This is a genomic window from Myxococcus guangdongensis, from assembly GCF_024198255.1.
In the GTDB taxonomy this organism is placed as follows: Bacteria; Myxococcota; Myxococcia; order Myxococcales; family Myxococcaceae; genus Myxococcus; species Myxococcus guangdongensis.
Map to the genome: position 1 here is coordinate 620461 of NZ_JAJVKW010000006.1, position 25866 is coordinate 646326.

Consider the following 25866-nt stretch of genomic DNA (forward strand, 5'->3'; position numbering starts at 1 on the left):
GCGCGGTTCCCTGCGGGAAGCGGGCACTCGGCGCGGAGGCGAGGAGCGAGCAGGTGAGGAGGAGGAGCGCGTTCACTGTTCAACGCGGAGTGTATTCGCATGGGACTCGCGGCCGCACCTCCCCCCGGGCCGGCGGGAGCGGTAGAACCGGACCCATGAAGGCCTACGAGATTCGGGACGGATTCGGGTTGGAGAAGCTGGTGTCGTGCGAGCGGCCGGACCCCACGCCGGGCCCGTTCCAGGTGCGCGTGCGGGTGAAGGCGACGAGCCTGAACTACCGCGACCTGATGATGGTGGAGGGGCGCTACAACCCGAGGCAGAAGCTACCGCTGGTGCCCAACTCGGATGGCGCGGGGGTGGTGGACGCGGTGGGGCCGGGTGTCACGCGGGTGAAGGTGGGGGACCGGGTCATCGGTCTCTTCGCGCAGGCGTGGTCCGCCGGGGAGCCGACGCGTCTGGTCCAGCAGTCCACGTTGGGCGGGCCGCTGGATGGCGCGCTCGCGGACACGATGGTGCTGCGCGAGGACGGGGTGGTGCCCACGCCGGATCATCTCTCCGACGAGGAGGCCGCCACGCTGCCGTGCGCGGCGCTCACGGCGTGGAGCGCGTTGGTGACGCATGGCGCGCTCAAGGCGGGGGACGTGGTGTTGCTGCAGGGTACGGGAGGCGTCTCCCTCTTCGCGCTGCAGATCGCGCGGTTGATGGGCGCGCGCGTCATCATCACCTCCAGCCGCGACGAGAAGCTGGAGCGAGCGCGGGGGCTGGGGGCGCACGAGGGCATCAACTACGTGACGACTCCGGACTGGGACAAGGCGGCGCGTGCGCTCACGGGCAACGCGGGCGTGGACCATGTGGTGGAGGTGGGCGGGGCGGGGACGTTCGAGAAGTCGCTGCGCGCGGTGCGGCCTGGCGGCACGGTGTCCGTCATCGGCGTGCTGAGCGGCGTCGCGGGGGCGGTGCCGCTGACGTCCATCCTGATGCAGAACCTGCGGGTACAGGGCATCCTCGTCGGACATCGGCAGAGCTTCGAGGCGCTGCTGCGTGCGTTCTCGCAGCATGCCGTCCGCCCGGTGGTGGACCGCGTGTTCCCCTTCGACGAGGCGGTGGCGGCGTTCCATCACCTGAAGAGCGGGGCCCACTTCGGCAAGGTCGTCATCCGCGTGGGATGACGTGACGACTCACCGAGGTGGGGGACGGGCCCGGTGACGACTGGCGTCCACCGGGCCCTGGGGGCTCAGGAGCCGGTTTCGGTGGGGCCCGAGTCGGACGGGTTGTTGTTCCGCGCGACGTAGCTCACCTGGGGACCGCCTCGTGGACCGCGAGGTGCGTTGCCCCGGTTCGAGTTGGGGCGCTGCTGGCGGGGCTCGCGGAGCGTGTTGCCACCCGGGCTGGTGGGCGGACGGGTCTCCACGGTGGGCTGCGAGGGCCGGTTGGGGCCTCCGCGACGCTCGCCACGTGGAGGCCGCGAGTCATTGCCGGCGAAGGTGTTGCTCGCGCCGGCCTGGACCTCGTTGCCCTGACCCCGGTGCTCGACCACGGGCTGGCGCTCGTCGCGGTTGCCGCGTCCGTTCATCGGGGGACGCGAGTTGGCGTGGCCGTTGCGAGGCTCGGAGGGTTCGCCTCGGCGGTTGCCGTTGCGGAAGTCGCCCGAGCCGCGCGGCCCCCCGTTGCGCGAAGCGTCCGCGCCACGCGAGTCCTCACCGTTGCGAGCCTCGCCCTGGAACCCAGGGGAATCGGACGCATGCGCGTCCTGGCCGTTGCGAGCCTCACCCTGGAAGCCCCTGGGGCCTCCATTGCGACGCTCGCCCGGGGCCCCGCGAGGGCCACGGCCACGTGAGTCGCCGGAGCCCTGTGCCGCCGCGTCGCGACGCTCGCCCTGGAAGACGCGAGGACCCCCGCGCGAATCTCCCGCGCCCTGCGCACCCTCGCCCGAGAAGCCACGAGGACCGCCACGCGAGGCTCCGGCGCCTTGGGCCGCATCGCCGTTGCGCCGCTCGCCCTGGAATCCACGCGGACCCCCGCGCGAATCTCCCGCGCCTTGCGCCGCATTGCCGTTGCGGCGCTCACCCGGGACGCCGCGAGGACCGCCACGCGAGTCCCCAGCGCCTCGAGCTGCTTCGCCCTGGAAGCCACCAGGCCCCCCGCGCGAGTCTCCCGCGCCGCCCTGCGGCCGGTGTGCGCCGTTGCGTGAGTCACCGTGACGCGGTGCCTCGCTGTTTCCGTTGTGCGCGCCGCCCTGGACGCCCCGCGGACCTCCATTGCGCTGCTCCGCCTGCGGAGGCCGCGCCCCATTCGCCTGCGGCGGACGAGCACCACCACCTCCCGACGGACGCGCCTGCTGCGACGCGGGCGAACTCGGACGATTGTTGCCCGAGCGCGGCGGTCCTCGCCCCGGACCCCTGCGGCCTCCACGCTGCGCCGGGGCGGCGGGCGGCTTGCCTCGCTCGCCACCTCCCTGCCGCAGCACCAGCGCCTCCAACTCGAGCAGCTCCGCCTCGGCGGCCTCCTCGGGCGTCATCGCCGGCTTGGGCGGAGCGGGCGCGACCTCGACCTGCGGCGTCCGCTGCTCCAGGCGGGGATTGCCGCCCGCGAACCGCGCGTCCGGACGGCCCTTGCCCTGGCCCCCACGGCGAGCCCCCTCACGGGAGCCTCCCGAAGGAACGAAGTCCGGCGTGAGCTCGCGCCGCACATAGGCGCTCCAGATTTCGCCCGTGTCCCCCGCCATGCCGTACATCGCCGGACCGTACGTCGCGAGGAACTCGCGCACGTTGTCCAGGTCGCGCCGGAAGTAGAACTCCGCGCGGTTGTTGCGCGCCGCGGCGATGGTCTGCGGGAAGTCGATGATGACCGGCCCCGCGTAGCCCATCAGGATGTTGTACGGCGACAGGTCGCCGTGGATGAGGTCCGCGCACAGCATGCTGATGACCTGGGCCCGCAGGTCCAGGTACATCGCCAGCGCCTCCTCCGGCGTGGCCGGCGGCGCCTCGACCAGTCGCGGGGCCGGATGACCCTGCGCGTCGATGACCACCTCCATCAGGAGGATGCCCTCGTAGAACAACACCGGCGTGGGCACTCGGACGCCCTGCGCGTGCAGCTTGTAGAGCGAGTCCGACTCCGCGCTCTTCCAGGCCTCCTCGGCGGCGGCCTGTCCGAACTTGCTGCCCTTCTCCATGGCGCGACGCGTGCGCGAATTGCGCACCTCACGCCCCTCCCGGTAGCCCACGTTGTTGCGGAAGTTACGCTCGTGGCGCTCCTTGTACAGCTTGGCCGCCACCACCTGCCCGGCGTGCTGGACCAGCCACACCTCCGCCTCCTTGCCCGTCTTCAGTTGGCCGAGAACGGCCTCGATGATTCCATCGGCGAGGAGGGTCTCTAGCGAGTCATTCATTCAGAGGCGGAAGTCCAATGGGGTTCGGGCGGGTGCTTTCCAATGCGCGGGGCGGCCCTGCTCGCAGCGCGCGGCGGCATGTGAACATCTCGCGGGCCCCTCTTGCTACCAGCATGACGCCAGGAGCAATCAGGTGAACCAACGCCCGGCCTGCTAACAGTTTGTCCGCCAGGGTTCCAGGCCATCGATGCGCTCTCCTCGGCTGGGTCAAAGTTGACCAAGACCTTGGAATCCCTGGGGAAAAGTCCGGATGACGGACCACCGGCCTCCGAGCATCCAGGCGAGCGCTGGACTGGAGGGCTGAAAAGGGACCGAGGACCGGCGAGTCGACACTCGGCGTGCGGGCGAGCGGAGGGGCCACTGGCCAGCTCCACCGGAGAGGTGCCGGGCTCGGACCGGCACCCAGGGGACTGCCGACCCGCACCCAGAGAGCGCTACGATGCGCGCCGCCCAGGAGGGGCTCACCCATGGCGACGAAGAAGCGCAAGTCGAGTGCTGCGAAGAAGTCATCCCGGCGCGCCTCCACGACGAAGAAGGCCGCGACGAAGAAGCCCACGGCCCGGAAGGCCACCGCGAAGAAGAGCGCCGCGAAGAAGGGCGCGGCTCGAAAGAGCACCGCGAAGAAGGCTGCCACGAAGAAGCGCGCCGCGAAGAAGGCGGCCACGAAGAAGAGCGCCGCCAGGAAGGCGGCGACCCGGAAGGCCCCGAGTGGGGGCAGGAAGTCCGCGCCGGCCACCGCGCCCCTGTCTCCGCGGCTGGTCGTCTCCCGGGACGTGGCCCAGACGCCGCCCCCCGCCGTCCTGGAGGAGCCCACCGCTCCAGGGCTCGCCTTCGTGGAGCAGGTGGAGACGTCGTCCGCCGGCATCCTCCCGCTGGCGCCCGAGCACGCGGCGGTGGACGAGCTCACCAGCTCCGGCAACGAGCTGCTCGACATCTTCCAGCGCTATGACCGCAACCGCACCGGCGCCATCGAGCGCGCCGAGTTCGCGCGGCTCCTGGAGGCGCTGGGGCAGGACGTCACGGACGAAGAGCTGGAGATCGCCGTCGACATCGTCGACGCGGACCGCACGGGGAAGATTTCCTGGATGGCGTTCAAGGCGTGGTGGCGCAGCCGCTGAAAGGCGCGCCACCAGCACGCTGAGCATGGGCCCGTCCCAGTCGTGGGCGGGCGCCTGGGCCCGGGTCTGCTCGCGCCGCCTCGAAAATAGGAGCGGGGGCCGAGCTGACCTACACTCGGGAGGGTAGGGGGAGTGGTGTCCGACCTGGCGTCCAGAGCCCATACCACCGTCTTCGAGCACGCGCGCGACGCGGTGCTCGTGCTCGACGCTGCCCAAATCATCCAGGAGGTCAATCGCGCCGCCGAACGCATCTTCGGCCCGCGGGGTGAGCTGGTGGGCATGGCGGTGACGCGCCTGCTGTCGGGGTGGCGTCCGCCGGACGGGCGCGGCTCGCCGGAGACGCCGCACGAGACGGAGCTGGCCGGACAGCGGCCGGGCGGCGCCGGGCCCGCGTACTACCTGCGCGTGCAGACGCTGGCGCAGGTCGACGCGGCCGGAAACGCGCTGGGCTGGGTGCTCCAGCTCCAGGACATGCGCGGCAGCCTGGAGGTCGAGGCCTCCATCCGTCAGCAGAAGGAGTTCTTCGAGGCGGTGGTGCGCAACAGCCCCGTCGCCATCGTCACCATCACCCGCCAGTTCATCGTCCTGTCGTGGAACCCCGCCGCCGAGCGGCTCTTCGGGTACACGCCGCAGGAGGCGCTGGGCAAACACATCTTCGACCTGGTCGCCACCGAGGACAGCGTCCTGCCCGAGGCGAAGAAGGCGCAGCGCGACGTCACCCAGCGCGGGCGCGTGCACTCCGTCACGCGGCGGCTGCGCAAGGACCACACGATGGTGGATGTGGAGCTGTTGGCGCTGCCGGTGTCGGTGGGTGGCCGGCAGCTGGGCTTCATCGCCATCTACCACGACATCACCGACCTCCAGCGCGCGCGCCAGGCGGCCGAGTCCGCCAACCAGGCCAAGAGCCTGTTCCTGGCGACGATGAGCCACGAGATTCGCACGCCGATGAACGCCATCATCGGCATGACGGGGCTGATGCTGGACACGCACCTGAGCGGCGAGCAGCGCGAGTTCATCTCCACCATCCGCCAGAGCAGCGAGGCGCTGCTCACGCTGCTCAACGACGTGCTGGACTTCTCCAAGATCGAAGCCGGCCGCTTCGAGACGGACCGCCACCCGTTCGACCTGCGTCAGTGCGTGGAGTCGGTGTTGGACCTGCTCGCGGTGCGCGCCAGCGAGAAGGGCCTGGACTTGGGCGCGGACATCTCGCCGGACGTGCCCCAGGTGGTGATGGGGGACGCGTCGCGGCTGCGTCAGGTGCTGCTCAACCTGGTGGGCAACGCGCTGAAGTTCACCGAGTCCGGTGGCGCCGTCGTGTCCGTGGATGGTGCCCGCCGCGCCGAGGCGACCGACGCCCCGTGGGAGCTCACCTTCTCCGTGCAGGACACGGGGCCGGGCATCCCCGAGGAGAAGCGGCAGGGGCTGTTCCAACCGTTCAACCAGCTCGACGTGTCGGTGGCGCGGCGCTTCGGCGGCACGGGCCTGGGGCTCGCCATCTCCAAGCGCCTGGTGGAGGCGATGGGCGGGCGCATCTGGGTGGAGAGCGAGGGTGTGCCCGGCCGCGGCACCACGTTCTTCTTCGCGCTCACCGTGCAGGCCGCGCCGCAGACGACGGCGGGCTACCTGCGCTCGGACGAGCCGCTCTTGCGCGGCCGGCGCGTGCTCATCGTCGACGACAACGCCATCAACCGTCGCCTCCTGGGACGGCAGCTCCAGGCGTGGGGCGCCGAGCCGGTGGAGGCGGGCTCCGGCATGGAGGCGCTCTCGAAGCTCCAGCCGGGCGGCTCGGGGTTCGACCTGGCGCTCATCGACCACCAGATGCCAGGGCTGGATGGCCCCTCGCTGGCGGCGCGGATTCGCGAGCGCGTCGACCTGCGGGCGCTGCCGCTGTTCCTGCTGACCTCGCCCGGACGTCGCGCCGCGCCTCCGCCGGGCCTGTTCTCCGGAGTGCTGTCGCGCCCGATGAAGGCCTCCCAGCTCCACGACACGCTGATGTCCTGCTTCTCCAAGGACGTGCCCCGGGTGCGCGTGGAGCCCGCGCCGACGGGTGCGCCCCCGCCCCGTGACAGGCCCGGAGACCGCGTCCCCTTGCGCATCCTGCTGGTGGAGGACAACCCCACCAACCAGCGGCTGGCCAGCCTGATGTTGGACCGGCTCGGCTATCAGGTGCAGGCGGCGTCCAACGGGCGCGAGGCGCTGGAGTGGTCCATGCGCCAGCGCTTCGACGTCGTCTTCATGGACCTGCAGATGCCGGAGATGGACGGCCTGGAGGCCACGCGGCGCATCCGCCAGGAGCTGCCGCCCACGGTGCAGCCATGGGTCATCGCGATGACGGCCAACGCGATGGACTCCGACCGGGAGCAGTGCTTCGAGGCCGGGATGGACGACTTCCTGTCCAAGCCCATCCGCGTGGAGGCGCTCACCGCCGCGCTGGTGCGCTGCCAGACGCCGCGTCCCGTCGGGGGGACCCGCACGCGTCCGGAGCGCGTCGTCATCGCGGAGCAGGGGCTCTCCGAGGACCTGGTGCCCGAGGCCGCGCGCATCCCTGGCCTGCAGCCCGCGGCGCTGGCGCGGCTGTGGCGGGAGCTGGGCTCGCAGGCGGTGAACATCCTCCCGGAGCTCATCGACACCGCGCTGCAGAGCATGCCCGCGCTGCTCGACGACGCGTACACGGCGCTGGGGCAGGGGCTGCTCGACGACCTCAGCCGCGCGGCGCACACGCTCAAGTCCAACGCGGCCTGGTTCGGCGCGTCGGCGCTGGAGACGCTGAGCCGGGAGCTGGAGCTGCGCGCGGACGCGGGCGATGACGTCGACTCCCTGCGCGAGCGGCTGGACCGGTGCCGGGCGGAGCTCTCCACGACGCGCGGACTGCTGTCCCGCCTTCGTGAGAGCATCGCCCTGCCGACGGCGCGCGGCTGAAGTCCCGGTCAGCCCTCCGGGGGCTGGGGCGTCCCTCGCGCGGCCGCGGACTTCGAGGTGAACGATGAGTGACTCTCCCAAGGATTCCTCCCACCCGGGCGCCGCGCGCATCCGGGGCCTGGAGCAGGTGGACCGCCTCTCGGTGCCGCTGCCACATGGCACCGAGGTGACGACGCGCGTGGAGCGGCTGACCTCCGGCGGGCGGCGCATCCCCCAGGGCGTGGTGGGGCGCGTCGTGCGGGCCAAGGATGGCGGGCTCGACATCCAGATTGTGGGCGTGGGCGAGGTGTGGTTCGCGCGCGACGAGCTGGTGCCCCGGCGTCCGGGACAGGTCCAGTTCGCCCAGCGGCGCGAGGCCGCCTGGAACGCGCTGGGGCCGTGCGTGGTGCTGGAGACGCGCGTGGGCAGCCATGCGTGGGGCCTGGCGAACGCGCAGTCGGACGTGGACGTGCGAGGGGTGTTCGCGCTGCCGCTCTCGTGGACCTTCGGCCTGGTGGAAGCGCCCCAGGACCTGGTGAGCGCCGACGGCAGCACGACCTACTGGGAGGCGCGCAAGACGGTGGAGCAGGCCCTGCGCGCGGACCCGAACACGCTGGAGACGCTGTTCGTCCCGGGCGCCCGGGCGCTGGATGAGCTGGGGGAGTGGTTCCTCGCGGAGCGCGAGGCCTTCGTCTCGCAGTCCATCTTCGGCAGCTTCGGTCGCTATGCGATGAGCCAGCTCGACAAGCTCACGCGCAGCCAGCGGCTCGCCGAGCACCGGGACTTGCTGCTGGAGTGGCTGTGCGAGGAGCCCACGCCGGGCCTGGACGAGGTGGCCCGTCGCTTGGCGGACATCTCCCCGCGCGGCGCGCCCACCCAGGAGGACGCGCTGCTGGCGGCGAAGACCTACGTGAAGCAGCTCTATCGCTCGCTGTGGGACCAGGGCCTGCTGGCGGCCAACGACTTCGCGGCGCTCACCGCCTATGCGCGCGGAGGCGGCCAGCGTCCACCGTCGGCGCGGGAGCTGCGGCCGAAGAACGCGTACAACCTGCTGCGGTTGATTGCCACGGCCACGGGCTGGCTGCGCCACGGCGAGCCCGTCTTCGAGGCGACGGGGACCCTGAAGGCGCGGCTGTTGGACATCAAGGCGGGGCAGGTCCCGCTGGAGGACGTGCTGCGCGACGCCGAGGCGATGGCGCCGGAGCTGGAGGCGGCGCGACAGGAGAGCCGCCTGCCGGAGCAGCCCGACTACGCGCGCGCGGACCGGCTGTTGCGGCGGGTGGGGGATGAAGTGGCCCAGCGCTGGGTGACGAAGGTGGCGGGGCCCTGGGGACGCGAGGCGCCCGAGGCCCCGCGGATGGAGTGGAGGGATTCGGAATGAAGGGCACGCTGACAGCGCACGAGAAGACGGTGGCGGACCGCGTGCTCGACGAGGAGTCCGCGCGGCGCGAGCACCTGGTGGTGTCGCTGACGGGGGCGCATGCCTACGGGTTCCCCTCGCCCGACAGCGACCTGGACCTGAAGTCCATCCACGTGGCGCCCACGGGCATGCTCCTGGGGCTCAGCCCTCGGCAGCTCAACGCCGAGCGACTGGAAGTCGTGGACGGCGTGGAGGTGGACTACTCGTCCAACGAGCTCGCATCCGTTCTCCAGGGACTGTTGCAGGGCAATGGCAACTACCTGGAGCGCATCCTGGGCGCCATCACCCTGCGGGCCTCGCCGGACCTGGAGTCGCTCCAGCCGCTGGCGCGCGAGGTGCTGTCGCGGCGGGTGTTCCGTCACTACAACGGCTTTGCCCACGGCCAGCTCCGCGAGTGGGAGAAGAGCGGCTTTCGCTCCGCGAAGAAGCTGCTCTACGTGCTGCGCACCACGCTGACGGGCACGCACCTGCTGCGCACCGGCGTCGTGGAGACGGACGTCACGGAGCTGCTGGACGCCCACGGCTTCCCCGAGGCCCGTGAGCTGGTGGAGCAGAAGCGGCGCGGGGAGAAGAGCGAGCTGCCGGAGGCGCTGAGTGAAGCGTGGCGCGTCCGGGTGGCCCGCTCGTTCGAGGTGCTCGACGCGGCGCTGGCGGCGTCGGTGCTGCCCGAGGCGCCGCCCTCCAAGGCCGTGGACGCGCTGGAGGCCTGGATGCTGGAGCTGCGGCGCCGGCGCTTCTGAGCCGCTGGTTCAGGGCGAGGTCGAGGACAGCCGGGACAAGGAGCGGTCCTTGACCTTGAGCCAGGCCTGCTGGCGGAAGAGGTACGTGGAGCAGAGCTTCCGCCACGTCCACACGTCCGGCAGCTTCCACCATCCATCCGGCGGCTTGAGGCCCACGCCCCTCAGGTTGCCGATACCCCGGTAGCCGACGCCGTCGAGCCCGTTGGCGCAGTTGGACTCCAGCACCAGGACCTTGTCGGTGGCGGGGTGGTGGTCCACCACGAGGAAGGTGTGGCCGGAGCGCCACTGGTTGCGCCAGCCCTGGATGAGCGTCCACGGGTGCGGGTGGGCATCGGCCGAGGGCGCGGGGATGGCCATGCCGCTCTCGACCGCGGCGGTGACGGGGGAGAAGAAGTCCTCCGTGGAGGCAATCATCATCTGCCGGTGGCGCCGGGAGTCCCACTCGAAGCTCGCGCCGTGGGCGTCCGCGAAGGCCTTCACCGTGAGCGCCTCGACGAAGGTGCAGCAGTTGTTGAACGAGGGCGGCGCGCGAGGGACGCGGATGCCTGGGAGGTCCCAGGGGTAGTACGCCTGGTCCAAGTCGTAACGGAAGTCCTTCATCCCCTGGAGCAGGGTGACGAACTGGCTCTCGGCGATGGCCAGCGGATCATCATCGAAGGGCAGCCGCACGGCGGGCGGAGGCTTGGCCTGGTTCGTCACGCTCACGTAGTGCTGCGTGCGCCAGCGCGTGCAGACCCAGGTGTCCAGCGCGCCCATCGTGGGGACCTCCAAGCGCACGAAGTCCGTGTCCGGCGTCGGGCTGCCTGGCTTCTCGTCGAGCACGAAGTAGGTGCCCGCCTCGACGTAGCCCTCGAACTGGGACTGGGTGTCGGGCTGGACGAAGCCCCGCATACGGATGGGGAGCTTCGCGACGCGATAGGTCTCGGGCACGGTGCGGCCTCCGAAGTGGATGACTTTGCGTGAAGTCTATCTCACTGTCGGAGGATATTTCATGGGACGCTGGAGGGCTGGCGCGGCGTGTCTGTCCTTACGGGTCTGTTTCTCCGGGGAGGCCCGAGGCGCTGGCGCGTGACAGCTCGACCTGGAGGGTGGCCCCTTCGGGACGGTGGGCCCATTCCAGGAACGACGCCCGGAAGGACTCCACCGCCTCGACGAGCGGCGTGCCTGGCCGCCACGCGAGCGCGCTCGTATCCCGGGCTTCCAGTCCGATGAGCAGGGAGCCCCCGGCGCCCGGCGACTGGAGGGGGCGCACCGTCAGGCGGCGATCACTCTCCAGGCGGTACGCCAGGGCCGTGATGTGTCCGAGCAGCCACCCCTGGGCGACCTCGCGCCCCTCGGGGGTCTTCGCGTCGGCGCTCAGCCGCAGTCGGGTCGACGGTGGTTGGGTCGAATCGAGCGGCTCGAACAACAGGGACCACGCTCCGGGCGTCCCGGTCCCGCGCGCCTGGGCCACGAGCTCCCGGGCGCGCGCCCACTCCTCGCGGAGGATGCGGGACGTGGAGCGGGACACGTTGCGCGCGGTGTTCCTCAGCGGCGCCACGGGGGCGATGATGGGCAACAGGTCCCGCTTGCCATCCGGCCGGTACCTCGCGGTCTCCATCGTCAGGGCCACCGGTTGGGGCCAGGGCCAGTGGGCGAAGGTGTCGAAGAAGTGCGCGAGCAGGTCCAAGTCGGACTTCACCGCCTCGGGCGCCGCGCGCGTGGTGGCCCAGGCCGCGAGCACCGTCCACGACAGGCCTCCGAGATAGCCGAGTGCATGTGAGTAGAGCCCTCGTGCTCGGGCCCAGGCCTTCACGGCGCGCAGCAGTCGACGGAACCTCGCGCGCGTGCCCTCGTCCGGACCGAGCGCGTCCAGCACGCCCATCATGTCCGCGAGCCCCAGCACCGAGCGCAGGCCCGCGGGGTCGAACGCGTCCGCGTGTCGCGCGAGCAGCTCCAGGGGCTCGACGGCTTCGGTGCCCTCGGGCCGACTCGCATGGGACACCTCGAAGCTCACGCCGCCCAGCACCACCTTCACCAGTGGGATGGCCGCATCGGCGACGAAGCGCGAGGCCGCGCGGCTCTCGGGCTCCGACTTCTCCAGCTCGCCCAAGAGCGCCCGTGCGAAGTCCTCTCGTGACGGGCCCGGGGCGCCGAGCGCCACCGCGTCCACGTCACTGCCCGCGCCATCGGCCCCGAGCAGATAGGAGCCATACGGGTGAAGCGTGGCGCCCACGCGAGCGCACAGCACCCGCAGCCGCTCCACGGCCTCATCGCGCTTCGCCCGGGTCTCGGGAGCCATCTCGACGGCGCCCATGTTCTCGAGCGCGGAGCGCAGCGCGTCGTCACCCGAGCCCGACGCCGGGGCCTCCGCGCGAACGACTCCAGGACCGCCGAGCGGGATGCGTCGGACGACCTCGAACGGCGTGTTGCCCTGCCGGCGGATGATGCAGACCTCGCGGACCTCGAAGCTCAGCGGACGCCAGCCGCGCGCCCACGTGGCGACGGTGCGCTCCACGTCCACGTCGTCCGAGTGGGGCACCTGTCCCACGGACAGATGCGGATGGAACCCATGGGCCGGGGGCGCGCACTCGGGCACCACCGAGACGAGCTTCGCGTGCAGTCGCGTCAGGGCTCCCGGGGGCGCGTCCTCGGGCCTCAACCAGGCCGTCGCGCTGGCGCGGTGGTCGAAGTGGTCGAAGTCGGAGAGCGTCACCTGGAAGGGCTCGATGCTCCGCGCGGACTCGGAGAGCAGCGCCGCCACCGTGTCGAAGTCCTCCTCGGGGAGGAAGGGGTAGAGCAGGGTGACGTGGGGCATCCACCGCTCGAACTTCGCGTCGTGCTTCTTGCGAAGCGCCTGGATGGGCGGCCACACGGACTCGGGGGGGATGAGCACCACCGCCGTGTGATGGACGAGCCTCGCCGCCGCCGCTCCCGTCACGGAGACCGCGCGGGTGTCGCGGCGCAGGACGCAGCGCACGCCGAAGTGGTCCGACGCGAACAGGGGCTCTCCGGAGGGCGCGCGCACGCCGCGCAGCGGAGCCTCACCGAAGAGCTCGATGGACTCCGGCGAGAGTCGACCCGAGGGCGAGGCCACCAGCACCCGGTCCAACCGCTGGAGCCGTCCGGACACGGTGGTGATGGCGGCGAGCGAGTTGAGGCGCGGATTGTACGTCTCGCCCTGTTCGGACGGACGCAGCGTGGGCCATGCATCCACGAAGCCCGCGCGACTGAAGGACTCGGCCCCTGCGTCGCCGTCACCGAAGTTGAAGTCACCGGCCAGCACGACGTCGGGCACGCCCGCGTCCTCGGCGGCGGTGAGCGAGGGAAGTCCCTCCAGCAGCGCTTGGACCTGGACCGCCCGGGCCGCGGCGCCGGTGGCCTCGCGGTTGCTCGTCAGGTGCGGCGTGGCCACCCACAGCGGCCCGCCTGGCAGCCGCAGCTCGCCCACGATGAGGCGCTTGTCGCGCGAGAAGACCCGCTGCCACACCGACGCGAGGGGTTCGCGAGACAAGAGCACCTGTCCGTAGGGGACGACGGTGTTCGCCTCGGGACCGTCCGACACCTGGTAGTGCTCGCGCACCCAGCTCTCGGCGAGCAGGGCGCGAAGGAAGGGCGCGGTGACTTCCTGGAGGACGATGACGTCCGCGTCCGTCTCGCGCAGCAGCGCCAGGGCGGCGGGCGTCCGGTGCTCGGTGGCGAGCTTCTCCCTGTCATACAGGTCGAAGAGGACGTTGAAGGTGGCGAGGGTGAGTCGCTCCGGCGCCGGGCGTGTGTCACCCGGCGGAGAGGATGGCGCCTTCATCCAATCCCCGGCCCGCGCGTCGTAGCGATGGACGTGCAGGCGCGCGAAGCCGGGGACCTCGCGAGGACGGGGTGGAGTGGGGGCGGGGGGCTCGTCGGACGGCTCGACGAGGTGATTCAGCCGGTCGATGCGCTCCTTGCGGTCCCACACCACCTCGCGTCCGCGCTTGAAGTACCAGACGCGGTGCCAGGGGATTTCGCCGTCTGGCACGAAGGCCTCGAACGGCATCTCCTCCATGCGCTCGCCGTGGGTGTCGTAGCCGATGACGAACTCACGGGCCTCCAGTCGAGGGTCCCACCGGATGCGGTGGTACACCTCTCGGCTCGTCGTGAAGCGTTCCTGGGACATGGTGAGCACCCACGGGGAGAAGAGGAAGGACGGCGAGCCGCTGGCTTCCCTCGAGCGTAGTCGTGCGGACCGCTCCATGGGGGACGTCCCGCGCGCCGCACCGGACGACGCGGGCCTCACCCGGCTGACAGTCCGCTTCAGGACGGACTGACGCCCGCCACCAGGTAGAAGCGGAACTCGCCCGAGTTGACGCCGTAGGCCGCGTCCACGCCCACCAGCGGCAGGACGATGTTGCGCAGGTACAGCCGCAGGCCCGCGCCCACGCCCTGCGCGAAGGTGGAGCCCTTCAGCCCGCTCTTGCTGTCGGGCAGGTAGCCGCGCACCACGCGCCCCTTCACGTCCCGCAGCTCGCCGTCCGCGGGCAGGTCCCGCCACACCATCAGCCCCGTGTCGGAGAAGCCCACGCCCCGGAAGGACAGCTGCCGGATGGTGAAGAGCGGGAAGTGGTACTCGGCGGTGAAGGACAGGCGCGTGTCGCCGCGGAACTGCCGGTGCACGAAGCCCCGCAGCGAGTTGCCGCCCATCACCAGCTCCTGGTGGAAGGGCAGGTCCACGCCCGCGGCCGCCTCGCCGCGCAGCACCACGTTGTGCTCCTCGAACAGGCGCAGGCCGTGGCGGTACAACAGCCCGAAGCGCCGGTAGCGGAAGTCGCTGCCCACCTCGGGATTGGACACCTCGTAGGAGGCCTCCAGGTTGATGCCCTCCATCACCGCGTGGAGGTTCTGCCGCGTGTCGATTCCCACCATCAGCCGCACCGACGCGTCCTGCTGCGCGGGCCCCGTGGAGAACGCGGGCGTGGTGACCTCCTCCTTCGCGTCCGGCGACTTCGCGTCGATGCTCATCAGCCGGTACTTCACCGCGGCGCGCACGCGCTCGAAGAGCATCACGCCGAACTCACCGGCGAGCGAGGCCGAGTTGAGGCGCGTGCGACGCACCACCTCCGGGTCCTCCTGGCCCGCGCCGGGCTTGTACTCGTCCATGCGGTCGCTTCGCAGCTGGCCCTCCAGACTGAAGCGCAGCTGCGGCAGTCCAAAGAGGTTCTGGTCCAGGTAGCCGACGAACAGGCCGCTCTCCGCGGTGCTCACCTGCGCGGCGGTCGCGAACTTCTTGCTGCGGCCCCACAGGTTGTTCTCCGCGTACAGCACGCCGCCGCCCACGTTGTCCGAGGACAGCGCGAAGGTGGGCGCCACCACCCACGAGGCCTTCTCCTCCACCTCCAGGATGAGGCGGACGCGGCCCGCGCCCGTGGGCTCGGTGCTCACCTTCACCTCCTGGAACAGTCCGGTGGCGAGCAGCCGTCGCTCCACCTTGTCCAGCTGCTCGAAGGAGATTTCGTCCCCCGCGTCGATGCGCGAGTACGCCTGCACCGTCTCCGGGCGCGTCTTCTCCGGCCCGCGCACCACCACCTCGTCCACCACCTGTCCCGGCTCCTGCGCGCCCGCCCGCCCCGCCCCGAGGGCGAGTCCCAGCACCGCGCACCACTTCACCGCTCGTCCGCTCATGACTCGTCGCACATCCATGACTGCGTCGGGGCTACCGGCCTGGGCCCTCCGGACCCCACCCTACCGCCACCGCCGGTCCATCGGGATTGAGAGTGACGGGAAGGCACGACAGTGAAACATTTGCTATGCCTGCCCCCCAGGAAGCTCCGGGACGTCCCCGGGGTCGTGTCCCGATGACCGGTCTGTTTCGCCAGCTCCGACGCCGACGTCTGCTGCGGCGGCCGTTCCCCTCCGAGTGGCTGGGCCACCTGGAGGCCCATGTCCCGTTCTTCTCCCGACTGTCGCCCGCCTTGCGCGAGGACTTCCTCGCGAAGCTGAAGGTCTTCGTCTGGGAGAAGGAGTTCATCGGCGCGGGGGGCCTGGACATCACCGACGAGATTCGCGTCGTCGTGGCCGCCACCGCCGTGCAGCTCGTGGTGCACCTGGACCTGTCGTATTACGACCGGCTGCGCGAAGTCATCGTGTACCCGGACGCCTTCCTGCTGCCGGACCGCACCGGCGTGGTGCTGGGCGAGGCGAAGAACTGGGGCTCGGTCATCCTCTCCTGGGCCGCGGTGCTCGGCGGGCTGCGCAACCCCGACGACGGCCACGACACCGCCACCCACGAGTTCGCCCACGTGTTGGATCGCGCCGACGGGGCCTTCGACGGCACGCCGAAGCTGCGCAGCTATTCGCACTACCGCACCTGGGCCGCGGTGATGAGCGAGCACTTCCACGCGCTCCAGCAGGGCCGCTCCCGGGAGCGCCAGGTGCTGGATGACTACGGCGCCCTCAACGAGGCGGAGTTCTTCGCCGTCGCCAGCGAGAACTTCTTCGAGCGCCCCGAGCGGATGCGCCAGAAGACCCCTGACCTGTATGAAGAGCTGAAGCGTTTCTACGGGTGGGATCCCGCCTCCGGCACTTGAGCCCGCGCACCGAGCACCGCGCTGTGGTAGGCGCGGTATCCAGCAGCCTCCGGAAAAGAGCCTCTCCATGACCGCAGCCGCCGTGCCCTCGGTGTCCATGTTCGTCGAGCTGGAGCGCGAGGCGTGGCGTGCATTGCGCGCCTCCACGCCGCTGACGCTCACGACGGAGGACCTGGACGGGCTGCGAGGGCTGGGCGAGCACCTGGACCTGGAAGAGGTGGCGGACGTCTACCTGCCCCTGTCCCGGCTGCTCAACCTCCAGGTGCTGGCCGCGCAGCGGCTGTGGGCCGAGCAGCAGGCCTTCCTGGGCGGCACCACGCGCAAGGTGCCGTTCATCATCGCCATCGCCGGCAGCGTCGCGGTGGGCAAGAGCACCACGGCCCGCATCCTCCAGGCGCTGCTCGCGCGCTGGCCGGACCACCCCCGCGTGGAGCTCGTCACCACGGACGGCTTCCTCTTCCCCAACCGCATCCTCACCGAGCGCGGGCTGATGACGCGCAAGGGCTTCCCGGAGAGCTATGACCGGCGCGCGCTGGTGCGGCTGCTCGCGGAGCTCAAGGCGGGGCGCGCGGAGGTGTCCGCGCCGGTGTACTCGCACCTCGTCTACGACGTGGTGCCCGACGAGGCGAAGGTCATCCGCCAGCCCGACATCCTCATCCTGGAGGGCCTCAACGTCCTGCAGTCCGGGGCCACCGGGCAGCGCATCCCCCACACCTTCCTGTCGGACTTCTTCGACTTCTCCATCTACGTGGACGCCAGCGAGCAGGACATCCGCCGCTGGTACGTGGACCGCTTCCTGCGCCTGCAGCAGACGGCCTTCCGCGACGAGCGCAGCTACTTCCGGCGCTTCTCGGACCTGACGCCCGAGCAGGCGACGGCCATGGCGGAGAACATCTGGGGCGACATCAACGGCCCCAACCTGGCGCAGAACATCGCGCCCACGCGCTCGCGGGCCCGGCTCATCCTGCTCAAGGGGCCGGACCACAAGGTCAAGCGCGTGCGGCTGCGCAAGCTGTAGCCCTCACGGCGCCACGGGCTTGCACAGCGAGCCGTCGGCGAGCTTCCCCAGGCGCTCGCGCAACACGTGCTCCTGCTCCGTGCTGCGCTGCTCGCGCAGGTGTCCCAGCGCGCGGTGCTCCAGCTGGATGGCCTCCTCGCAGCGCCCCTGTCCCGCGAGCGCCAGCGCCAGGGTGTCCAGCGCGGAGGGGCTCCACGGCGCCAGCGACACGGCCCACTGGGCCAGGGGCAGCGCCTCCGCGAAGCGTCCCTGGGTGACGTACAGCCACGCCAGCCCCTTCGTGGCGGGGATGTTCTTCGGCTCCAGCGAGAGGGCCTTCTTGTAGGCGGCCTCGCGCTCCTCCTGGGCCGCCTCGTCCGACTCCAGCGCCGCGCCCAGGAGCCGCCAGGCGTCACTGTCATCGGGGTGGGCCCGCACCGCTGTCCTCGCGAGCGTGAGCTTCTCCTCGCGTGAGGCCTCGGTGGACTTCACCGTCAGGGCCGGGAGCCCCTCGGGGTCGAGGCGCAGGGCCTCGTCCAGCTCCTTCCGGGCCAGCACCTGTCGATTCTTCACGAGCGCTTGCTGGCGGGCCATGGACGCCCCCAGCGCCGCCAGCTTCGCGCGCGTGGCGTGCACCTCCGCGTCCTCGAGCGGTCTCTCGACGAAGGCCAGGTCCGTGGGCGGCACCACCACCTGTCGCGGCGGAGGAGAGCGCTCCCGGACGTATTCCCAGAGCGTCGCGTCCATCTTGCCCCGCTCCAGTTCCGGGAGCGCCCTCCGGAGGGCCTCGTCGGGCGCCATCCCCTGGGACACCAGCGCCTGGAACTCGGCGAACGGCTCGGCGCGCTCGTGGATGAGCCAGTGCACCAGCACCCAGCTCACCGCGTACATGGAGGACAGCTCGCGGTCCTGCTCCTCGAAGTTCAGCCCCGGCTCCCAGGCGAGGACGCCGGGAATCACCCCGCCGCCCCGCACGCTGTTCACCGAGTCGTGCAGCAGCCGGGCCGCGATGTAGATGGCTTCATTGTTGGGGACGCCCAGCACGGCGCTCCTGCCGTCCTGCGTGAGCTGCGCGGTCTCCAGATACTCGGCGAGCCCCTCCGAGAGCCAGAGCGGCTGGCGCAGCAGGACGTAGGAGCTCAGGTAGTGCGTGAGCTCGTGGTTGAGCCGCGAGGAGGCGTCGGGGGTGAAGGCGGAGTAGCGACGCGACCACGCCGAGGGCGGTCCGGACAGGACGATGAGCGCCTCGGTCTCGGAGCGGTGGTAGAGCGCCTGCACGCGGCGCGGGTAGAGGCCCTTGAACTCCGTCCAGTCCGAGAGGACGTAGACGGACAACTTCGCCATCGGCTGTCGGAGCGCGGAGGGCCACATGCCCGCGAGCAGCACCATCCGCGTGCGCTCCAGCTCCCCCATCGCCTCGCGGGCCTGCTCGGGCGGCAGGTCCGTTCGCAGCGTGTAGTGCTCACTGTCCAACTCCACCCAGCCGCGCCCGCCCTCGCCGGGGCAACGCGTGAAGCGCGGGCCGATGACGCAGCCCGGTGCGCCGAGCCACAGCGCCAGCATCAGCAGGGTCCATCTCAAGCGCTCGTACACGAAGACACACACTCGTCGGACTGAGGTTGAAGTCCCGACAGCGTAGCGCGCTTCGATATGCGTGGGGATTGCCCGCGTTTCCTCGAAGGTCTCCCGAAAAGGAAGGCGACATGACGACTCGAACACAGGTCCGCGGCCGCGGGCTGATGGGTTGGGTGTGCGCGCTCTGGATGGTGTCGTCCGGATGCTCCGATGCGGTCCACCCCGAGGTGCCCCAGGTGGCGTTGGAAGGGCCCATCGTCGCCATTCCGAGGACGCTGGAGCCCGGCTCCATCGAGCGGCTTCGCTCGGGGCTGGGCTCGGCGGCCACGGGCCTTCAGGACGACTCGCCCGGCACGTTCTACCTGGCGCTGCGCAAAAGTGAGCTGGGCAAGCGCTGGTTCATGTCTGTCTATCTGGAGCAGCACGCCCCGGAGAGCCTCTTGGGCTCCAGCGCCAAATCCGTGGGCGTGCGCGTGGTGTCCTTCAAGGAGCAGAACGGCAAGCTGTATGCGTTCGACGCGGATGACACCCAGGTGCGCAGCACGCTCTTCAAGCCCGAGGAGATCGTCGAGGCGTGGCCCGTCATCGAGGACCACCCGGGCTTCTCGCGCCTGCGCGGCTCGGAGCAGTACGTGCTCTTCGACCCGGCCGCGGGGCTGGACCGGGTGATGGGCATGGATGCGTTCACCCGCACGTACTACGGGCCGCAGTTCGCGGTGGAGCTGGCGTTCGCGCAGCGCTTCCGTGCGCTGAAGGATGGGGTCTCCTTCCAGAAGGTCATCACCGGCCATGCGAACTTCGCCTTCGGCATCGAGGGGATTCCCGACGACGCGTTCCGCGTCACCGCGACGGTGGGCGTCGCGCTGCGTCGCTACCAGGAAGGCCAGGGCTTCACCCCCATGCGGATGCCCCCGACGCCGGAGCACTTCTTCGGCAGCGCCTCCCGCATCGTCCCGAACTCCAGAGGGCTCTCCGAGGAGCTGGTGGGCAAGTGGAACATCCGCCCCGGCATGAAGCCCATCACCTGGGTGCTGAGCGACACGCTGCGCACGACCCAGGCGGACCCCCGCTACCAGGCCTACGACATCATCGGCGCGGTGAAGAAGGGCGTGGAGCAGTGGAACCAGGCCTTCGGCTTCACCGTGTTCACGGCCCGGCTGGCGGAGCCCGGGGAGTCCTTCGGGGACGACGACAAGAACTTCATCCTCTTCGACCCGGACCCGTCCTACTCGGGGGCGTTCGCGGACTGGCGCACGAATCCGAATACAGGCGAGACGCTGGGGGCCAGCGTGTACCTCAGCATCTCGTGGCTGGACTACGCCATCGAGGTCATCGGCTCGTTGCAGACCGGGGCCGCGCCCGCGGTGGCCGTGGCGCCCCGTCCGCAGCAGGCCCTCCAGCTCTCCTGGAACGGAATGACGGCCTCCCACCTGTGCGAGATGCACCTGTCGGACGTGGCGGCGAGCTTCTCCGACTCCCTCCAGGCGCGGGTCCCCTCGCGCGACGAGCTCCCCGTGCTCTCGCTGGAGAAGCGGGTGGAGCGCTTCTTCACCGTCGTGGTGATGCACGAGGTGGGGCACACGCTGGGGCTGCGGCACAACTTCAAGGGCTCGTTCGCGAAGCCGTCCAACTCGGTGATGGAGTACACGTACGCGCCGGAGCAGGAGCTGCAGGGCGGCGCGGTCGGCCCCTATGACGTCGCCGCCGTCCGCTACCTGTATGGGCTGTCCTCCGCTCCGCCCACGGAGCCGTTCTGCATGGACTCGGACTCTTTCACGGACCCGGACTGCACCCGGTTCGACGCGACGCCCGCGCCGCTGGAGCTCTTCTTCGGCCCCGCCTATCGACAGGCACTGGTGGAGCACCTGGCCACCGCCAGCCCGCGTCCCGGTGACACCCAGCTCAATGGCGTCCTGCAGTACCTGCGGGCGGCGCGCACCTCCGCGCAGCGCGTCCGGGCCTGGGACTTCGTCATGCAGGGGCTGGAGGCGCCCATCGCTCCGGAGGTGCTGGCGGCGACCCCGGGCTACGGCGCGAGGGCGGACGTCATGACCCGCGTCGTGTTCCAGCGCCTCTACCTGGACGCGCCGTCGCTGCGTGGCCTGCTGAGGAGCGACCCCCGCCCGGATGCGGTGCTGACGCCCCTGATTCTCGCGCAGCTGCGCGCCAACCTGCTCGACGTGGATGGCGTGCGCACCTTCGCCACGCGGAAGGTGATGGTGCGGATTCTCAAGCAGCTGCAGACCTTCGAGGCCTACGCCATCCTCCGGGAGGCGCGGCTCGCGGTGGAGGCGCAGCTGCCCGGCCTCTCCGGCAGGCAGCTGCTCGAGGCGGAGGACCTGGCCGCGCTGCTTCGCCAGGCGACCTCGCCGTACTTCAACAACTAGCCCGCGCGGGGCTCAGCGACGGGGACGGCGGGTCATCTCGATGTGCGGGATGCCGTCCTCGTCGTAGACCTCACCCTCCGCGACGAAGCCGAGGCTCGTGTAGAAGGCCCGCAGGTAGTCCTGCGCGGAGATGCGGAGGGGGGCGTCGGGGTACAGGGCCTCGAGCCGGGCGATGCCGCGCTCGGTCAGCTCCCTCCCCAGTCCGCGTCCTCGGGCGCGAGGCGAGGTGACCACGCGGCCCAGGCTCGCGGCGCCGGGGAACTTCAGGTCGGGCGGGAGGATGCGCAGGTACGCGGAGAGGAAGCGCTCCGGGCCCTCGCCCTCGTGGGCCAGCAGGTGCAGGGAGCTCGGGTCCAGGCCATCGACGTCCTGGTAGATGGAGCGCTGCTCCACCACGAAGACCTCCTGTCGCAGCGCGAGCACCGCGTACAGCTCCTCGAGCGTCAGCTCCGCGAACGCCTTCCATTGCCAGCTGGGCATGGGCGGGCGTCTATCACGGCTGGCTCCCGTGGAGCGGAGTTTGGCCGTGTGTACGACCGGACGTTGCCGGGCGACGGCCCGCTCGCCAGCCTGTCCCACGGGGCGCTGTCGCGCTCCTGGGGAGGGGAGGGCGGACAGGGAGGCTGGGCAAGTTGGCGGGGTGGCCATTATACGTAGGCCGCCATGAGCCCATCGCCGCTGACGTCACCCGTGCCAGGAGCCGCCGAGGACGTGGAGGCGCTGGCCTCGTTGCTGCGAGGACGGCGCACGGTGGTGCTCACCGGCGCCGGGTGCAGCACCGAGTCGGGCATCCCCGACTATCGTGGCCCAGGGACTCGCGCCCGCGCGCGCAACCCCATCCAGCACCGCGAGTTCCTCCAGCGCCCCGAGGTGCGAGCCCGCTACTGGGCGCGCAGCCTGCTCGGCTGGCCCCGCTTCGCCGCCGCCCGCCCCAACGCCGCGCACCAGGCGCTGGCCGCGCTGGAGCAGGGCGGCCATGTCCGAGGGCTCATCACGCAGAACGTGGACCGGCTGCACCACGCGGCGGGAAGCTCACGCATCATCGAACTGCACGGGGCCCTGGCCCGCGTGCGCTGTCTGGACTGCGGCGCGCAGGAGGCGCGCGGCGGCCTGCAGGAGCGCCTCTTGTCGCTCAACCCGGACTTCACCCACCAGGTGCTGGAGCTGCGGCCGGACGGTGACGCGGAGCTGAGCTCGGAGGCACTCCAGTCCTTCCAGGTTCCCGCGTGCCTGGGCTGTGGCGGGACGCTGAAGCCGGACGTGGTGTTCTTCGGAGACAACGTGCCCGCGCCCACGGTGGCGGACGCCTTCTCGCTGCTGGAAGAGGGGGACGCGCTGCTGGTGGTGGGCTCGTCGCTGGCCATCTACTCCGGCTATCGCTTCCTCGTGCGCGCCTCGGAGCGACAGGTGCCCATCGCCATCCTCAACCTGGGTGAGTGTCGTGGCGTGGAGCTGGCGGACCTGTGTGTCGAGGCGAGCGCGGGGGACGTGTTGCCCCGGCTCGCCCGGCGACTGACGCGGGCCTGAGTCGCGCGTCAGGGGATGCGCACGTGGGCGGTGAGGTAGTCCACGAAGGCGCGCACGCGCGAGGGCAGGTGGCCTCCCTGGCTCATGAAGAGGACGTGGATGGCCTCGGTGTCACCGGGGTTGTGCTCCTCGAGCACGGGCACGAGGTGTCCCTTGTCCAAATCCTCCTTCACCTGGAAGCGCGCCAGCCGCGCGAGTCCGACGCCGGCCAGCGCGAGCTGTCGCAGCGCCTCGCCGTCACTCGCCTGGACGTTGCCGATGGGAGGCACGGCGAGCTGTGTGTCCGCCTGGTCAAGGGGCCAACCCTCGATGGCGCGCGCGTAGCTGAAGCCCAGCCGGTTGTGGGCGCCGAGCTCCTCGGGCGACCGGGGCAGGCCGTGACGCTTCACGTAGTCCGGTGAGGCGACGATGACCATCCGCGTCTCGCCCAGGCGGCGGGAGGTGAGCTGGGAGCTCTTGAGCTGGCCATGGCGGATGGCCACGTCGGTGCGCTCGTCGAGCAGGTCGATGAGCAGGTCCGTCAGGATCAACTCCACCGACACGCCGGGGTGACGGGCGAGGAACCCCGGCAGCAGGGGGATGAGCAGCACACGGCCGAAGGCGGCGTTGGTGTTGACGCGCAGGCGGCCCCGGGGCTCGTCGCCCGTGGCGGCGCCGCGCTCGGCTTCGTCCAGCTCGGCGAGGATGCGCACGCTGCGCTCGTAGAAGCCGCAGCCCTCCGGGGTGAGCTGGAGCGCGCGGGTGGAGCGGTTGACCAGCCGGGCTCCCAGTCGCTGCTCCAGCCGGGCCACCAGCTTGCTCACCGCCGAGGGCGTCATCCGGAAGGCGCGGGCCGCGGCGGAGAAGCCGCCGAGCTCCACCACCTTCACGAAGACCTCCATCTCTCCGAAGCGATTGACGTCGAGTCGAGCCATGGTGAGCCGAAGTCACAAGTCCTGTTCCGCACGGCGCTCTACCGCACGGAATTCGTGCCGTCCATACAAGGGCCCATCCATCTTCTTCAACGGAGGGCCACGAAGCCATGCCGCTGGCCTTGTTCGCATTGACCGCGGGCGCCTTTGGAATCGGCGTCACGGAGTTCGTCATCATGGGCTTGTTGATGGAGGTGGGCGCCGACCTGGGCGTCTCCATCTCCACGGCGGGTCTGCTCATCTCCGGCTACGCGCTGGGCGTCGTGGCGGGGGCTCCCGTGCTCACGGTGCTGACGGGGCGCTGGTCCCGCAAGCGCGTGCTGCTGGGGTTGATGGTCATCTTCACGGTGGGCAACGTGCTCTGCGCGCTGGCGCCCACGTACGGAACGCTGATGCTGGCCCGGGTGCTGACGGCGCTGTCGCATGGGACGTTCTTCGGCGTGGGCTCCGTCGTGGCGACGGGCTTGGTGCCGGTGGACCGGCGCGCGTCGGCCATCGCCATCATGTTCACGGGCCTGACGGTGGCGAACATCCTCGGGGTGCCGCTGGGGACGTGGCTGGGGCAGTCGTATGGCTGGCGCGCGACGTTCTGGGCGGTGGCGCTCATCGGGCTCGTCGCGGTGGCGGTGATTGCGGTGTTCGTGCCACGGGATGGCGCGCCGGAGGAGCAGGGGGATTGGCGCGCGGACCTGCGAGCCTTGGGGCGGCGGCCGGTGTTGCTGGGGTTGTTGACGACGGTGCTCGGCTTCGCCGGGGTGTTCGCCGTGTTCACCTTCATCGCGCCGTTGCTGACGCGGCTGAGCGGCTTCTCCGCGTCGGCGGTGTCGCCCATCCTGTTGGTCTTCGGGGGCGGGTTGGTGGTGGGGAATCTGGTGGGCGGGAAGCTGGCGGACCGGCGGTTGGTGCCAGCCATCGTGGGCACGCTCGCGGTGCAGGCGGTGGTGCTGTTCGCGATGACGTACATCTGGCGGGACCGGGTCCTCACCGTCGTCGGGGTGGGGCTGTTCGGCGCGGCGGCGTTCGCCACGGTGCCACCGCTTCAGATGTGGGTGCTGGAGAAGGCGCAGGGGGCGGGGCAGAGCCTCGCGTCGAGCCTCAACATCGGCGCGTTCAATCTGGGCAATGCGCTGGGGGCGTGGTTCGGAGGGGTCGTCATCGACGATGGACCGGGGTTGGGTTCCATCACCTGGGTGTCAGCGCTGGTGCCGGTGTCTGCCATCCTCGTCGTGCTCGTGGCGCTGTGGTTGGAGTCGCGTGAGCCGCGTTCCGGCGCGGCGTCACCTCGAACGCTGCACGGGAGCCTGCCATGAATGCACAGGACAAGGTCGCGCTCGTGGTGGGAGCGCAGGGCGTCATCGGGAAGAACCTCATCGAGCACCTGGCGTCGCTGGGCGACTGGGAGGTCATCGGCCTGTCGCGCCGAGGAGGCGAGTCGGCGGGGCGGGTGCGGCACGTGAAGGTGGACCTGCTCGACGCGGAGGACTGCCGGGCGAAGCTGGCGGGCCTGGGGCGGGTGACGCACATTTTCTACGCCGCGTACCAGGACCGGCCGACGTGGGCGGAGCTGGTGGCGCCGAACCTGGCGATGCTCGTGAACGTGGTGGAGGCGATTGAACCCGTGGCTCGGGGGCTGCGTCATGTCAGCCTGATGCAGGGCTACAAGGTGTATGGCGCGCACCTGGGGCCGTTCAAGACGCCGGCGCGGGAGACGGACCCGGAGCACATGCCTCCGGAGTTCAACGTGGACCAGCAGCGCTTCCTGGAGCAGCGACAGCGAGGCAAGGCGTGGACATGGTCCGCCATCCGCCCGTCGGTGGTGGGGGGCGTGGCGCTGGGCAACCCGATGAACCTGGCGTTGGTCATCGCGGTGTATGCGTCCATCTCGAAGGAGCTGGGGCTGCCCTTGAGGTTTCCTGGGAAGCCGGGGGCGTACCATGCGCTGTTGGAGATGACGGACGCCGGGCTGCTCGCGAAGGCCACGGTGTGGGCGGCGACGGAGCCGGGGTGTGCGAATCAGGCGTTCAACATCAACAACGGAGACCTGTTCCGGTGGAGCGAGCTGTGGCCGCGCATCGCGCGCTACTTCGGGTTGGAGGTGGCGCCAGGGCTGCCCATGTCACTGGACGGGGTGATGGCGGACAAGGGGCCGCTCTGGGACGCGATGACGGCGAAGCACGGACTGGCGGGGCACTCGTACCAGGACGTGTCGTCGTGGCGTTTCGGTGACTTCGTCTTCTCGTGGGACTACGACATGTTCGCCGACGGGACGAAGGCGCGCCGCTTCGGCTTCCACGAGTTCGTCGACACCGAGGCCATGTTCTTCCGCCTCTTCGACGAGCTTCGGCGCGCCAGGGTCATCCCCTGAA

18 protein-coding genes are annotated in these 25866 nt (G+C 70.7%); 11 read left to right on the plus strand and 7 right to left on the minus strand.

The window, feature by feature from the left end; all coding sequences use genetic code 11:
- Positions 1-155: 155 nt before the first annotated feature.
- Positions 156-1169 carry a zinc-dependent alcohol dehydrogenase family protein gene (locus LXT21_RS21815; RefSeq protein WP_254040077.1) on the plus strand — a complete coding sequence of 338 codons (1014 nt, stop codon included), beginning with the start codon at positions 156-158 and terminating at the stop codon, positions 1167-1169.
- Positions 1170-1234: 65 nt separating this feature from the next.
- Here LXT21_RS21815 and LXT21_RS21820 read toward each other — a convergent pair whose 3' ends face one another.
- On the minus strand, positions 1235-3388 hold the full coding sequence (locus LXT21_RS21820; RefSeq protein WP_254040078.1) for an RIO1 family regulatory kinase/ATPase domain-containing protein: 2154 nt from the start codon (positions 3386-3388) through the stop codon (positions 1235-1237).
- Between the two features lie 467 nt (positions 3389-3855).
- Here LXT21_RS21820 and LXT21_RS21825 point away from each other — a divergent pair, with 467 nt between their 5' ends.
- The 4 genes from LXT21_RS21825 to LXT21_RS21840 all read left to right on the plus strand — a co-directional run bounded on the left by LXT21_RS21825 (position 3856) and on the right by LXT21_RS21840 (position 9564).
- Positions 3856-4506, plus strand: a complete 651-nt coding sequence (locus LXT21_RS21825; RefSeq protein ID WP_254040079.1) for an EF-hand domain-containing protein — start codon at positions 3856-3858, stop codon at positions 4504-4506.
- A gap of 135 nt (positions 4507-4641) precedes the next feature.
- Positions 4642-7425, plus strand: coding sequence for a response regulator (locus LXT21_RS21830; RefSeq protein ID WP_407667011.1), 2784 nt, complete (start codon positions 4642-4644; stop codon positions 7423-7425).
- 64 nt (positions 7426-7489) lie between these two features.
- Positions 7490-8785, plus strand: a complete 1296-nt coding sequence (locus tag LXT21_RS21835) for a DNA polymerase beta superfamily protein (protein ID WP_254040081.1) — start codon at positions 7490-7492, stop codon at positions 8783-8785.
- Complete coding sequence (locus LXT21_RS21840; protein ID WP_254040082.1) at positions 8782-9564, plus strand: nucleotidyltransferase domain-containing protein; 783 nt, start codon at positions 8782-8784, stop codon at positions 9562-9564. The genes LXT21_RS21835 and LXT21_RS21840 overlap by 4 nt, the downstream gene beginning before the upstream one ends.
- 9 nt (positions 9565-9573) lie before the next feature.
- On the opposite strand, the gene LXT21_RS21845 is transcribed toward LXT21_RS21840, so the two are convergent.
- The 3 genes from LXT21_RS21845 to LXT21_RS21855 form a co-directional block, all read right to left on the minus strand.
- On the minus strand, positions 9574-10494 hold the full coding sequence (locus tag LXT21_RS21845) for a hypothetical protein (RefSeq protein WP_254040083.1): 921 nt from the start codon (positions 10492-10494) through the stop codon (positions 9574-9576).
- Positions 10495-10591: 97 nt separating this feature from the next.
- Positions 10592-13696, minus strand: coding sequence for a poly(A) polymerase (locus tag LXT21_RS21850; RefSeq protein WP_254040084.1), 3105 nt, complete (start codon positions 13694-13696; stop codon positions 10592-10594).
- 137 nt (positions 13697-13833) lie between these two features.
- Positions 13834-15198, minus strand: a complete 1365-nt coding sequence (locus LXT21_RS21855; protein WP_254040085.1) for a BamA/TamA family outer membrane protein — start codon at positions 15196-15198, stop codon at positions 13834-13836.
- A gap of 173 nt (positions 15199-15371) precedes the next feature.
- Here LXT21_RS21855 and LXT21_RS21860 point away from each other — a divergent pair, with 173 nt between their 5' ends.
- Complete coding sequence (locus tag LXT21_RS21860; RefSeq protein ID WP_254040086.1) at positions 15372-16103, plus strand: M90 family metallopeptidase; 732 nt, start codon at positions 15372-15374, stop codon at positions 16101-16103.
- Between the two features lie 67 nt (positions 16104-16170).
- The gene (gene coaA, locus LXT21_RS21865) at positions 16171-17121 is read left to right on the plus strand and encodes a type I pantothenate kinase (protein ID WP_254040087.1); all 951 of its coding nucleotides are present in this window, start codon (positions 16171-16173) and stop codon (positions 17119-17121) included.
- A gap of 3 nt (positions 17122-17124) precedes the next feature.
- Here coaA and LXT21_RS21870 read toward each other — a convergent pair whose 3' ends face one another.
- Positions 17125-18681 carry a tetratricopeptide repeat protein gene (locus tag LXT21_RS21870; RefSeq protein ID WP_254040088.1) on the minus strand — a complete coding sequence of 519 codons (1557 nt, stop codon included), beginning with the start codon at positions 18679-18681 and terminating at the stop codon, positions 17125-17127.
- A gap of 122 nt (positions 18682-18803) precedes the next feature.
- Between LXT21_RS21870 and LXT21_RS21875 the strand changes: the two genes are divergently transcribed.
- Positions 18804-21062 carry a zinc-dependent metalloprotease gene (locus LXT21_RS21875; protein WP_254040089.1) on the plus strand — a complete coding sequence of 753 codons (2259 nt, stop codon included), beginning with the start codon at positions 18804-18806 and terminating at the stop codon, positions 21060-21062.
- A gap of 12 nt (positions 21063-21074) precedes the next feature.
- On the opposite strand, the gene LXT21_RS21880 is transcribed toward LXT21_RS21875, so the two are convergent.
- Positions 21075-21542 (minus strand): GNAT family N-acetyltransferase, encoded by a 468-nt coding sequence (locus tag LXT21_RS21880; RefSeq protein ID WP_254040090.1) that lies wholly within the window; start codon positions 21540-21542, stop codon positions 21075-21077.
- Between the two features lie 183 nt (positions 21543-21725).
- On the opposite strand from LXT21_RS21880, the gene LXT21_RS21885 reads away from it, so the two are divergent.
- Positions 21726-22589 (plus strand): NAD-dependent protein deacetylase, encoded by an 864-nt coding sequence (locus tag LXT21_RS21885; RefSeq protein WP_254040091.1) that lies wholly within the window; start codon positions 21726-21728, stop codon positions 22587-22589.
- An 8-nt stretch (positions 22590-22597) separates the two neighbouring features.
- On the opposite strand, the gene LXT21_RS21890 is transcribed toward LXT21_RS21885, so the two are convergent.
- Positions 22598-23503: a LysR family transcriptional regulator gene (locus tag LXT21_RS21890; protein WP_254040092.1), complete on the minus strand. Its 906-nt coding sequence runs from the start codon at positions 23501-23503 to the stop codon at positions 22598-22600.
- Positions 23504-23610: 107 nt separating this feature from the next.
- On the opposite strand from LXT21_RS21890, the gene LXT21_RS21895 reads away from it, so the two are divergent.
- Complete coding sequence (locus tag LXT21_RS21895) at positions 23611-24810, plus strand: MFS transporter (protein WP_254040093.1); 1200 nt, start codon at positions 23611-23613, stop codon at positions 24808-24810.
- Positions 24807-25865, plus strand: a complete 1059-nt coding sequence (locus tag LXT21_RS21900) for an SDR family oxidoreductase (RefSeq protein WP_254040094.1) — start codon at positions 24807-24809, stop codon at positions 25863-25865. The genes LXT21_RS21895 and LXT21_RS21900 overlap by 4 nt, the downstream gene beginning before the upstream one ends.
- The last annotated feature ends 1 nt before the right edge of the window (position 25866 follow it).

What these genes read in the sequence shown, in the direction of transcription:
- LXT21_RS21815 (WP_254040077.1), top strand. Translation starts at nt 156, where the DNA reads ATGAAGGCCTACGAGATTCGGGACGGATTCGGGTTGGAGAAGCTGGTG.
- LXT21_RS21820 (WP_254040078.1), bottom strand. Translation starts at nt 3,388, where the DNA reads ATGAATGACTCGCTAGAGACCCTCCTCGCCGATGGAATCATCGAGGCC.
- LXT21_RS21825 (WP_254040079.1), top strand. Translation starts at nt 3,856, where the DNA reads ATGGCGACGAAGAAGCGCAAGTCGAGTGCTGCGAAGAAGTCATCCCGG.
- LXT21_RS21835 (WP_254040081.1), top strand. Translation starts at nt 7,490, where the DNA reads ATGAGTGACTCTCCCAAGGATTCCTCCCACCCGGGCGCCGCGCGCATC.
- LXT21_RS21840 (WP_254040082.1), top strand. Translation starts at nt 8,782, where the DNA reads ATGAAGGGCACGCTGACAGCGCACGAGAAGACGGTGGCGGACCGCGTG.
- LXT21_RS21850 (WP_254040084.1), bottom strand. Translation starts at nt 13,696, where the DNA reads ATGTCCCAGGAACGCTTCACGACGAGCCGAGAGGTGTACCACCGCATC.
- LXT21_RS21855 (WP_254040085.1), bottom strand. Translation starts at nt 15,198, where the DNA reads ATGAGCGGACGAGCGGTGAAGTGGTGCGCGGTGCTGGGACTCGCCCTC.
- LXT21_RS21860 (WP_254040086.1), top strand. Translation starts at nt 15,372, where the DNA reads ATGACCGGTCTGTTTCGCCAGCTCCGACGCCGACGTCTGCTGCGGCGG.
- coaA (WP_254040087.1), top strand. Translation starts at nt 16,171, where the DNA reads ATGACCGCAGCCGCCGTGCCCTCGGTGTCCATGTTCGTCGAGCTGGAG.
- LXT21_RS21875 (WP_254040089.1), top strand. Translation starts at nt 18,804, where the DNA reads ATGACGACTCGAACACAGGTCCGCGGCCGCGGGCTGATGGGTTGGGTG.
- LXT21_RS21880 (WP_254040090.1), bottom strand. Translation starts at nt 21,542, where the DNA reads ATGCCCAGCTGGCAATGGAAGGCGTTCGCGGAGCTGACGCTCGAGGAG.
- LXT21_RS21885 (WP_254040091.1), top strand. Translation starts at nt 21,726, where the DNA reads ATGAGCCCATCGCCGCTGACGTCACCCGTGCCAGGAGCCGCCGAGGAC.
- LXT21_RS21890 (WP_254040092.1), bottom strand. Translation starts at nt 23,503, where the DNA reads ATGGCTCGACTCGACGTCAATCGCTTCGGAGAGATGGAGGTCTTCGTG.
- LXT21_RS21895 (WP_254040093.1), top strand. Translation starts at nt 23,611, where the DNA reads ATGCCGCTGGCCTTGTTCGCATTGACCGCGGGCGCCTTTGGAATCGGC.
- LXT21_RS21900 (WP_254040094.1), top strand. Translation starts at nt 24,807, where the DNA reads ATGAATGCACAGGACAAGGTCGCGCTCGTGGTGGGAGCGCAGGGCGTC.